The 10,075-nt window shown below is 61.5% G+C and carries 9 protein-coding genes; 3 read left to right on the forward strand and 6 right to left on the reverse strand.

Annotated elements, in window-relative coordinates:
- Positions 1-58: 58 nt before the first annotated feature.
- Positions 59-829 (reverse strand): lysophospholipid acyltransferase family protein, encoded by a 771-nt coding sequence (locus ACILSI_RS25985; protein WP_395724842.1) that lies wholly within the window; start codon positions 827-829, stop codon positions 59-61.
- A gap of 53 nt (positions 830-882) precedes the next feature.
- On the opposite strand from ACILSI_RS25985, the gene ACILSI_RS25990 reads away from it, so the two are divergent.
- Complete coding sequence (locus ACILSI_RS25990; RefSeq protein WP_395724843.1) at positions 883-1,323, forward strand: 3-hydroxyacyl-ACP dehydratase FabZ family protein; 441 nt, start codon at positions 883-885, stop codon at positions 1,321-1,323.
- Here ACILSI_RS25990 and ACILSI_RS25995 read toward each other — a convergent pair whose 3' ends face one another.
- The 4 genes from ACILSI_RS25995 to ACILSI_RS26010 are packed head-to-tail and all read right to left on the reverse strand — an operon-like array spanning position 1,324 to position 7,505.
- Positions 1,324-3,465, reverse strand: a complete 2,142-nt coding sequence (locus ACILSI_RS25995; RefSeq protein ID WP_395724844.1) for a sensor histidine kinase — start codon at positions 3,463-3,465, stop codon at positions 1,324-1,326.
- 8 nt (positions 3,466-3,473) lie between these two features.
- Positions 3,474-4,157 carry a response regulator transcription factor gene (locus ACILSI_RS26000; protein ID WP_395724845.1) on the reverse strand — a complete coding sequence of 228 codons (684 nt, stop codon included), beginning with the start codon at positions 4,155-4,157 and terminating at the stop codon, positions 3,474-3,476.
- A gap of 18 nt (positions 4,158-4,175) precedes the next feature.
- Positions 4,176-5,336 carry a VWA domain-containing protein gene (locus tag ACILSI_RS26005; RefSeq protein WP_395724846.1) on the reverse strand — a complete coding sequence of 387 codons (1,161 nt, stop codon included), beginning with the start codon at positions 5,334-5,336 and terminating at the stop codon, positions 4,176-4,178.
- Between the two features lie 33 nt (positions 5,337-5,369).
- Positions 5,370-7,505 carry a VIT domain-containing protein gene (locus tag ACILSI_RS26010; RefSeq protein ID WP_395724847.1) on the reverse strand — a complete coding sequence of 712 codons (2,136 nt, stop codon included), beginning with the start codon at positions 7,503-7,505 and terminating at the stop codon, positions 5,370-5,372.
- Positions 7,506-7,619: 114 nt separating this feature from the next.
- Between ACILSI_RS26010 and ACILSI_RS26015 the strand changes: the two genes are divergently transcribed.
- Positions 7,620-9,521 carry a sulfatase gene (locus tag ACILSI_RS26015; protein ID WP_395724848.1) on the forward strand — a complete coding sequence of 634 codons (1,902 nt, stop codon included), beginning with the start codon at positions 7,620-7,622 and terminating at the stop codon, positions 9,519-9,521.
- A gap of 19 nt (positions 9,522-9,540) precedes the next feature.
- A complete protein-coding gene (locus tag ACILSI_RS26020; RefSeq protein WP_395724849.1) occupies positions 9,541-9,840 on the forward strand; it encodes a Dabb family protein in 300 nt (99 codons plus the stop codon).
- Positions 9,841-9,907: 67 nt separating this feature from the next.
- Here ACILSI_RS26020 and ACILSI_RS26025 read toward each other — a convergent pair whose 3' ends face one another.
- Positions 9,908-10,069, reverse strand: a complete 162-nt coding sequence (locus tag ACILSI_RS26025; protein ID WP_395724850.1) for an SWIB/MDM2 domain-containing protein — start codon at positions 10,067-10,069, stop codon at positions 9,908-9,910.
- Positions 10,070-10,075 lie beyond the last annotated feature (6 nt).

Below are 10,075 nucleotides of genomic sequence, written 5' to 3' on the forward strand. Positions count from 1 at the left end.
AGGAAGCCTCCTGCCGCAAGCGCAAATCAACCCTGGTAGTAACTCACCCCATATCCGCTCACTCGGTTGTTTTCGACCCGTTGCTGAGCGCGGCCAGGCACACGGCCCGCAGTCGCTCGGTGAAATCTGCCGCGTTTTCGTCCGGCGGGCTGGCCAGCGGCTCCCCCAGGGTGATGCGCAGCTTGATTTTTCGGTCTGGCAGCCGCCACAGCGGCCAGCCTTTGCACAGGTAGTCGCTGTTGGTCTCGATGAAAACCGGCCACACCGGCGCGCTCGACTGCGTGGCGATGATGCCGATGCCGCCCTGGAAACGATTCACGGCGTTCTCCTGCTTCCGGGTGCGCGTGCCCTCGGGGAAAAACAGCAGGCGGTCGCCCTGGCGCAGCGCCTCGATGGCGTGCTGCAGCATCTTGTGTGCGGGCTTGTTTGGAATGAAGCCCGCCAGCTTGGCCCCGCCGCGCAGGAAGGGGTTGTGCATCAGCGACGCCTTCAAAATGCAGCGCAGGCCGCGTATTTTCGCGATCACGAACACCGCGTCCCACAACGCCGGGTGGTTCGGCGCGATGATCAGCCCGCCGCTGACGCCCTCCAGCGCCTCAAACCCGCGAAATTCGTACTCAAACACCCCGCACAGCCTCAGCAGCCGTAAAAAGTCATGAAACGCCTCCTGCAGCAGCCACTGGCCGATCGTGCGTGATTTCTCCAATGGCAGCAGCGGAGCGAGCACCAGCCCCGCCAGCACAAAAAGCAGGCCGCCCACCGCCCAGTAGGCCATGCTCAGCACCAGAACGAATGCGAGCCAGAGGCGATGCAGCAGCTTCATCAGCATGCGGTGGTGCTTTGGAGTTTGCCCTGCGGTTGATTCATGAATATGAGCGAAACATGCATTCACCGCCCGATCTTGTCCAAGCGCTTTCCGCACTCCCGCACGGCCCGGAGTTTCGTTTCATTGATGAACTCACTGAACTCGTGCCCGGTGTATCAGCCAAGGCGGTGTGGAAGCTCAAAGGCGATGAGGAGTTCCTGCGCGGCCATTTTCCCGGCGCACCGCTCATGCCCGGCGTGCTCATGATCGAGGCGCTGGCGCAGCTCGGTGGCATCCTCGTGCAGACGCGACCCGGCGAAGCGCCGCTGAAAAACCTGCGCCTCACGGCCGTGCGCCAGATCAAAATCCTCGGCAGCATTACTCCCGGCCAGTCGCTTCACCTCAGCGGTTCGCTGCAAGGCATGCTCGAAACCTTGGGGCAGGTGATCGGTGAAATCCGCGATGACGCGGGCAACGTCATCATCACCGGATCGGTCACGCTCGCTGGGGAGCGCTGATCACTTCGGCAGGCTCAGAACAAAGCACGCGCCGTCTTTGTGCGCCGTATCCAGCGTGATCGCACCTCCCAGTGCTGTCGCCAGTCTGCGACACAGGGCCAAGCCCAGACCCACACCCGGTGCAGAATGCGCCGCCTGATCCGCGCTCTTGTGAAACGGATGAAAAATGCGCCGCCGCTCGCTGCGGGAGATGCCGCCGCCGTGATCACGCACGCGCAGCATCGCGAACTTGCCGCTCGTGTCCGCCTCCACATGGATCACCGGCTCCGCCGCGCGCGGGGCGGCGTATTTGCAGGCGTTATCGACGAGATTGAAAAGAATCTGCTCCACCGCCGCCGCGTCGATGTGCAGTTGGGTTTTGCGATCCATCTCCGTGGCATGAATTCTCACCTCCATGCCGCAATCATCGGCGCGTTGCTTCAAACGCGGGAAAATGCGGTCCAGCAGCTCGCCGATGGTCACATTCTCGGCTCTCGCTTTCGCGCTGCCGCGCTCGAGGCGCGCATAGGCCAGTACATTCTCGACGAGATGACTCAATCGCCCCGCCTCGCCAGTGAGCGTGTCAAGATAGGTCTTCCGCTGCGCCTCATCCGTCACCATGCCGTCCGCCAACATCTCCGAGTAAAGGCGGAACGTCGTCAGTGGCGTGCGCAGCTCATGCGTCACGGCGGAAACGAAATCCGCGCGGCGTTCGCTCAGCGCCACGGTGCCATGCAGCACCAGGCCGACCGCCGCCGCCGCCAGCAGCACGCAGGCCAGCGCGATGGCGAGCGATTTGCGCAACGGCGTCCAAAATGGCAGCGGTGGCAGTTGAATCACGCCCGCGACCAGTCGCACCGGCAGCGCCGCGAAGCGCAGTGGATCATCCGTGGGCCGCGTTCCCAGGCTCACGTTCGCGGCTGGTTCGAGATGCGCATCGGGAAACAAATCGGTGATCTCTTTCAGCCACGCCTCACGCAGCGCCGGCCAGTCCAGCCACACGCCCTGCACCATGCGCGCGCCATCCACCACCGCCTCACGCGTCAGCACCAGATGTTTGCCAAGCCACACGCCTTGGAAAGGGCGCGAACTCGTAACTGTCATGTTGGATTTCACGGTCACGGTGTTCTTAGATGCATCGACAGGCGCAGCCGGAGCAGACGTTGATGGAGCGCCAAGCATTCTTGTTGCGGCAGCGGGAGTCGGTAACGCTGGTGCTGCCGCCAGCGGTGAGGCTCCTGCTTGTCTTTCCTCTTCCTTTTTCATCGGCTTGGGCGCAGGCAGCGCCTTCATTTCTTTGTCGGCTGTTTTCGCCAATTCCAACGTCCCGACCCCAGTCTTCATCTTGATCATCGGCTGTTGCTTGATCGCCTCCTCATTCTGCGCGGTCACCGCCCGGCTGCGCAACGCGTTCTCCGCGCTGTTGAGCTGAAGTTGCTGCTGTGTGGCTATTTGCCCCTGCTGGACCGCCCAGGCGTTGTTGCGTGGCAGATTCGCGTCGTTGGTGGCGAGCGGCTTGCTGTCATCCAGGCCAAGACGAGGCACGCTGGCCTGTTCGGCGAGAATTTGCCGGTTGTAGATCGGCGGCCCGCTCGGTGCGGGAGCTGGTGTGTGTGTCCTGCCGCTGGGCCAGTAGGATGAGACCTCTGCTTTGGGCGCGATCGAATGAGCCGGTTGCGCCAGCAGCTCACGCAGACCGCTGAGGCGTTGCTCGCAGCGCGTCAGATCGTCCGCGTTTACGAATTGCGCCAGCGCCAGAGTGCGCTCGCCATTCTGCGGCACTTGCGGGGATATGATCTGCCCGCGTGAGTCCATCTGAAAGTGCAGCAGCACATGCTCCGGCGTCTCCGCGAGCAAGGGAGATGGCACCAGCACCTCGCCTTTCGCCACATTACTATACGTCTTGTTCACCAGGCCTTCCGGCGCGTGGAACGGCCGGAAATCATGCGGTGGCCGCGCGTTCTCGCGAATCATCAGCGCGCTCGCTTGGAAATCGAGACGCCACAACGCCAGCCGTACGCGCTCCTGCTGGTCCGCGTCCCGCGCGGCCTCCTCACGCGTGCGCTCCAGCGCCAGCGTGTGCCAGCTCACCCACGCCATCGCCGCGAGCAGCAGCCCGAGACAGGCCAGGAAGGTGATCCAGATGTGGAGCGGTTTGCGCATGGGTCTAATCAAGCGAGCTGGTAGCCTTTGCCTCGAACGGTAACGATCACACGCGGCGACTCGGCATCATCTCGCAGTTTGTGGCGAAGATTGGCGATGTGCATGTCCACGGTGCGCGTCTCCGTCTGCTTGTTGTCGATGTGCCACACGCGCTGAAGCAGTTCCTCGCGCGAAACGGGTCGGCCACGATTCAAAGCGAGATAGCGCAGCACGTCGCGCTCACGTTCGGAAAGCTCGGCGCGTTCGCCATTCTCGAATCGAGCTTCGCTTTGGCCGAAATCGATTGTCGCGACGGCCAGTGTCAACGTTTCGCTCACAGGCTGGCGTTCAGGTGCTCGGCGCAGCACGGCCTCGACGCGGGCGAGCAATTCGCGCACGCTGAACGGTTTCACCACATAATCATCCGCGCCGAGACGCAGACCGCGCACGCGGTCATTCTCCTCGCCACGCGCCGAGAGAATGATGACCGGCGTTCCAGGCCGCTCACGCCGCAGCGCTTTCAAGATGTCGAAGCCGCTCGCATGCGGCAGCACCAGATCGAGCAGCATGAGGTCAAAGGTCGCGCTCAAGGCCAGCTTCAGCCCCTTTTCACCGTCTCCAGCCTCCAAGGTCGTGTGCCCGGCAAACTTGAGAGCATCCAAGACGCCGCGACGAATCGCGGCGTCGTCTTCGATGACCAGAATGGTGTGCATGCGGAAAGGTTAACGGGTCTATTTCTCCCACGCGATGCCTTTTTTCTCCGCCTGCGTGCGCAACGCTTTCACCATCGCGGTGTCCAGCGTGTCGTTCTTGGCGGACTCCTTGCGTTGGGTGGCGACGTAGGCCTCGCGTTCCTTGTTCAGGGTCAGCACCTTCTTTTGAATCTCCTCACGCTCGGCGGTTTTCTTCACCAGGTGAGCCTTGCGCTCCTCGACGGTCATTTTTTTCATCTCCTCGGGCAGGTCGGCCTCTTTGACCTTCGTGATGTCGAAGCTCTTGTCCTTGCTGGCATCCACGAGATCCCAGCCGCTGTTGAAGTAATTCGCGCTGGCCTTGCTGACGATGCGCTGCACCTGCGCCCCCGACTCGGGCTTCGCGGCGGCATTGCTGTCCTGTGCGACTTGACGGGCCTTCGCGGCGGGAGCGGCGGCACCGTAGTTGATGTAGGTCTTGTTCAACTCCTCGTTGAGCTTCACGATCTCTTTGTCCTGTGGCGCTTTGATGTGAACGATGGCCTGGTTCTGGTCGATCACGAGGTATTTGCCGTCCGCCAGCAGCGCGCCCTGGTTCCAATGCTCCGCGATGCCCTGCGCCTCGCTGCCGCAATGGATCGTGTTCACGATGATGCCCTTGGCGATGGCGTCTTTGCAGCTCTGCTTCGAATCAATCGGCCCCTGCGTGAACGGTTCATTGCCGGCGATGAAGATGGCCTTGTAAACCTTCGGGCTCGGATTCCAGGCAAGGTCCAATGTCGCCCGCTGGATCACCGCGCCGCAGTATTCGTCGCCGCCGTTTGTGGTGAGGGCGAAAAGTTCCTCGGAAACCTTGTCGAGATCGCGTGTGAGCGGCTGAATCTGGCGAATCCAGTTCTCCTCGGCACGCAGCGCCGATTTGCCGTATTCGTAAAGCGCCACCTGCACGACGGGCGTCTTGCCGTCCTGTTTGGCGGTGATGAATTCGTTCACCAGCTTCCAGAGCTGCGTTTTGGCCTGCTCAATGAGGCCCTGCATGCTGCCGCTGGTGTCGAGAAGCACGGCGATTTGGACCAGTGGCCCATCAACGGTGGTTTCAACCTTGGTGACTTCCGCCACAGGTGCGGGCGGTTGAACTTCTTTGGCGATGGCGATGCACGCGGTCAGAGCCGTGGCGATGAGGATGTGTTTCGTTTTCATGGATGTGGTTTGGGTGGAGTGGACGGGAGAAATTCAGCGGATGAGCACGATCTGGCCGCGATGCTCGAGCAGCAGCTCGCCACGCAGCGCGAGGAGGCTCTGGCGGTTGTCGGCGGCGAGTTCATCGACCAGGCGGCCAAACTCGGTGCTGCCGATCTCGATGGTTCGGTCTGGCGCGCGCTCGGCCTTGGCGGCGTTCGCATCGCTCCAGCGGTTGCCTTTGTTGAAAAAGGCTCCGGCTTGAACCTGTTGCACGCTGGTGATCTCGACGGCGTTCATCTTGTCATCGAGGAAGCGATTGCGGACGTTGAGCTGCTTCGATTCGGCGGCCTTGTTGATGTTGCCTGCCTGCGACACCGCCGCCGGTCCGCTGCGCATCTTCATGGCTTTGTCGCTGTAGTTGAAGGCAGCACGAGCGGCGTTTGCGGGCGCTGCGGCCAAAGTGGTGCCTTCTTCGGCCAGGAAGGCGGTGTATTCAGTCAAAATGCCGAACTGCGTCGAGAGGCGAACGATCTCACTCACCAGTTCGGTCGTGTTGGCCGTCGCGCCATCCGCGCCGAGATCACGAATCGCCTCGCTGAGCACCGCGATCTTGTTGCTGGCCCACAAGCGGGCCACGAAGGCGTTCGCGGTGCTCGCTTTGTCGAGGTTGAAGGTGAAATCGAACTTCCGTTCGCCTTCCGCCGATGCGCCAGTGAGCTGGAAGTGCAGCGGTGCTTCACCGCGATAGGTGCCGGACAAAAGAATCTGCTCGCCTTCAAACACATCGGGCAGCGGCGATGGAATCAGGTCACTCACGCGATTCGGATCATCCAGCACACGCAGCGCGGGCCGGGTGAGCAACGGACCACGCAAGCGGTCGAATACGCGGCCGACTTTGACCTCCACGTCTTCCTTCGGCAGCACAAACTCAGCGCTGGCGCGTGTTTCACGGGCGATGCGTGACAGCAGCGGCGTGTTCACATCCACACCGACGCCGAAGGTGAACACGCGGCGCTGATGTGGGTTGCCCTTCGCCACCGCTTCACGAATCGCCTTCTCCGAGGTCTGGCCGATGGTCGGCAGGCCGTCGGTGAGGAACAGCACGAGCGGCAGCATGCCATTGAGCGGCTTTTGGCGCAGCGCCTCGACCACGGAGTCATGAATGTTCGTGCCGCCGCTCACGCGCAGAGCGCTGATGTAGTCGCGGGCTTGCTTCGTCGTCTCGGCGTTCTTGATCACCGGCTGCGCGGCGAACATTTCGACCGCCTCGTTATAGACAATGAGGTTGAAGCCCTCGTCGTCATTCAAACCCTCGATCACCTGCAACGCAGCGGCCTTCACCTGATCCAGCTTCGGTCCCGCCATGCTGCCGCTGCGGTCGATGACGAGTGTCACTTCGCGTTTGATCGGCGCTGCGTCGGCTTTTGTCTTCGGCGGGGCGATCATAACAAGGAAATAGCCGCCGCCGATCTTCGGATCGGGATAAGCGAGCAACGAGGCCGTCATCTCGTCCTTCGTCTCGCGCAGCAACGACACACGGAAGGCTCCAGGGTCTTTGGTTTCACAGGAAAGGCTCGCTTCGTTGCCGCTTGGCTGCTTCACGGCGATCTCATGGCTCGGCGAATAAACCGAGGCGATGCGCGAGGCCGATTTGACGCGCATGGAGAGCTTCCACGGCACGGAATACTCCACCGCCTCCGAACGTGGTAGAACGTAGTCAAGACGAGCGCCATCGGCTTCGAGAAGCTGTTCATACGTCACCCGCACCTTCTGCGTGCCGTTGGCCGGCACCGGAAACACGCTCGATTTGACGACTGCGTTGCCCACAAACTCCAGCAACGCCGGGTCACGCGTCTGTGCCACGATGCTGTCGTAGATGCGGCGTGCTTCATCACGCGGCAGTAACCGGGCTGTGGCCTCTGCATTGCCGCCTTCAAACGCAAACGCCTTCAAAACGGCCCCCTGGGGCACAGGCACAAGCAGTTCCGACTCCAGCGGGCGATTCGTCGGATTACGCAGCGCGATGTCGAGCGTCGTCGTGGCGATTTGATCCGCGAGGTCGATGCGGGCATCGACTTGAGTGACCTGGACCGCCTGAGTGTGGATGAGGCGGGTGTTAGGTGAGATCCACGCATTTTGCGCGATGAGGTTCGTGGCGAGAAAGAGGGCACAAAGAATCGTCTTCATGCCGCCATGGTGATCCAGGCCAGATCAGGCGTCTGTAAACGGACTGTAAAGAGGCGGAGGCCTGGCAGGTTTTTGAAGAATGAACCGTGCGTCCACGCCGTTCCCAGCGCCGCCATGATCCGCCTCGCACTCTGTCTCTTCGCCCTTTGCTCTTCGCTCTCCGCCGCTACGCAGCCGAACGTTGTCTTATTCCTCGTTGATGACATGGGCTGGATGGACAGCGGCGTGTATGGCTCGAAGTATTACGAGACGCCGAACATCGACCGTTTTGCCACGCGGGCGATGCGCTTCACAAACGCCTACTCTCAGCCGCTATGCTCGCCGACACGTGCTTCGCTGCTGACAGGCCAGTACACGGCGCGGCATGGCATCACGACGGCGAGCGGGCACCAGCCGCCACAGCCTGCTAGGCATGTGTTTTTGAAGGAGTCTGCTCCACCGAACGCGCCGATGCTGCTGCCGGAGAGCAAGAACTACCTCGAACCCGCGCAGATCACGCTGGCGGAGACGCTGAAGGAAGCGGGCTATCGCACGGCGCACATCGGAAAATGGCATCTCGGCCTCACGCAACCGCATTGGCCGGAGCAGCAGGGGTTTGATGTGGCGTTTCACTGCCATCCTGATCCCGGCCCCCCGGGCGAGTATTTTTCTCCTTACGGCGTGCTTGCCGAGGGGAAGCCGGGTGGCAAAACGAAGGTGGGCACGATCACGGACGGCCTGGAGGGCGAATACATCGTGGACCGACAAGCGGCGGAGGCGGCGAAGTTCATCGCTGCGAGCAAGAGCGGGCCGTTTTTCCTCAATCTGTGGTGCTACGGCGTCCACGGGCCGTGGGGGCACAAGGAGGAATACACGAAGGCCTTCGTGGCGAAAAAAGATCCCAGCAGTCGGCAGGGCAATCCGATCATGGCCTCGATGCTGAAGAGTGTGGACGAGTGCTTTGGCCGCATTCTCGATGAACTCGACAAACACGGCCTTACCGACAACACGCTGATCCTTTTCACCTCCGACAACGGCGGCAACACGCACAGCAACATCACCACCGAAGGCAAAAAAGCCGCCAGCGAGGCCTGGACGAAGTGGTCGGGCAATCAACCGCCGACGATGAACACGCCGCTGCGCGATGGCAAAGGCACGCTTTACGAAGGCGGCACGCGCGTGCCCATGATGTGGTCCTGGGCCGGAAAAATCGCCCCCGGCAGCACCAGCGAAGCCGTCGTCGGTCCCATCGACGTGTATCCAACGGTCATCGACTTGCTCGGCATCGCCAAACCGGAGCAGCAGGTCTTGGATGGCATCAGCTACGCCAAGGTGCTCAAAGGCGAAGGCCCGCTCAACCGCACCGCCTACTTCAACTACCATCCGCATGCGGGTGCGAACAGAGCTGGCGGCGTGTGGGTGCGCAGCGGTGACTTCAAGCTGCTGCGCTGGTTTGGCAATCCGAGCACGCACGAGCTCTACAACCTCAAAGACGACCTCAGCGAGTCCAAAGACCTCGCCGAAGCCATGCCGGACAAAGTGAAGGAGCTTGGCGCCCTCATCGATGGCTTCCTCAAAGACACTGGCGCGACGTATCCGCGCCCCAATCCCGCCTACAAACCCGTCGCAGCCCAGGCACCTTCCAAGAGTGTCGATCCGCTCGCTGGCTGGAAGGAGCGTGGCTGCAAAGCCACGATCACCGACGGCATCCTCAGCATGAAAGCCACCGGCAGGCCCGAAGCGTCTTTCCTCGGTCACGGCATGGCCAGGATAAGCGGGCCTGCGATTGTGAAATTGCGCGTGCGCAGTGGCGCAGGCGGAGCGGGCAAGATTGAAAGCTATCCGAATGGCTCCGCTGATCCTAGTGGCATGATTGCCGTGCCGTTGGAGGTCAAAGCCGGTGACTGGCAGGAGCTGAAGATCGACCTGAGCGCCAAGGCGCTGATCGGCACCCTGCGTGTCTATCTTCCTGACGCCGAGATCGACTTCATCGAAGTCGCTCCGTTGAAGGGAAAAGCGCAACGCTGGGAATTCTGAGCGCGTTGAGGGTGATGCCATGATCCGCCACACCGTTGTCTTTCGTCTCAAGCATGCGCCTGGCTCCGAAGCCGAGCATGATTTTCTCCAGGCCGCCTGCGCGCTCGCGAACATTGAAGGCGTGCAAAAGTTTGAGTGCCTGCGCCAGGTCAGTGCCAAGAACCCCTATACTTTCGGCCTCTCGATGGAGTTCGCGGATGCGGCTTCATACGCTTTCTACAGTGATCATCCAGATCACAGCGCCTTTGTGCAGCAGCGCTGGATTCCCGAGGTCGAGGAGTTCATGGAGATCGACTACGAGCCGACTGGCGGCCTGTGAGTGGAAAAGAAAAACGCCGCGCCGGGGATTGAAACCCCGGCGCGGCGTTGTGGAGTGCAGGATCGAATTAGCTGATGTGCTTGGAGACGAGCTTGGTCATCTCAAACATCGTCACCGTCTTCTTGCCGCCGAACACGGCCTTCAATGCGTCATCGGCATTGATGTTGCGCTTGTTCTTGGCGTCCTGGAGACCGTTCTTCTTGATGTAGTCCCAGAGCTTCTTCGTGATCTGGCC

Source organism: Prosthecobacter sp., assembly GCF_044232965.1.
GTDB lineage: Bacteria > Verrucomicrobiota > Verrucomicrobiia > Verrucomicrobiales > Verrucomicrobiaceae > Prosthecobacter.

What these genes read in the sequence shown, in the direction of transcription:
- ACILSI_RS26000 (WP_395724845.1), bottom strand. Translation starts at nt 4,157, where the DNA reads ATGCACACCATTCTGGTCATCGAAGACGACGCCGCGATTCGTCGCGGC.
- ACILSI_RS26020 (WP_395724849.1), top strand. Translation starts at nt 9,541, where the DNA reads ATGATCCGCCACACCGTTGTCTTTCGTCTCAAGCATGCGCCTGGCTCC.
- ACILSI_RS26010 (WP_395724847.1), bottom strand. Translation starts at nt 7,505, where the DNA reads ATGAAGACGATTCTTTGTGCCCTCTTTCTCGCCACGAACCTCATCGCG.
- ACILSI_RS26015 (WP_395724848.1), top strand. Translation starts at nt 7,620, where the DNA reads ATGATCCGCCTCGCACTCTGTCTCTTCGCCCTTTGCTCTTCGCTCTCC.
- ACILSI_RS26005 (WP_395724846.1), bottom strand. Translation starts at nt 5,336, where the DNA reads ATGAAAACGAAACACATCCTCATCGCCACGGCTCTGACCGCGTGCATC.
- ACILSI_RS25995 (WP_395724844.1), bottom strand. Translation starts at nt 3,465, where the DNA reads ATGCGCAAACCGCTCCACATCTGGATCACCTTCCTGGCCTGTCTCGGG.
- ACILSI_RS25985 (WP_395724842.1), bottom strand. Translation starts at nt 829, where the DNA reads ATGCTGATGAAGCTGCTGCATCGCCTCTGGCTCGCATTCGTTCTGGTG.
- ACILSI_RS25990 (WP_395724843.1), top strand. Translation starts at nt 883, where the DNA reads ATGCATTCACCGCCCGATCTTGTCCAAGCGCTTTCCGCACTCCCGCAC.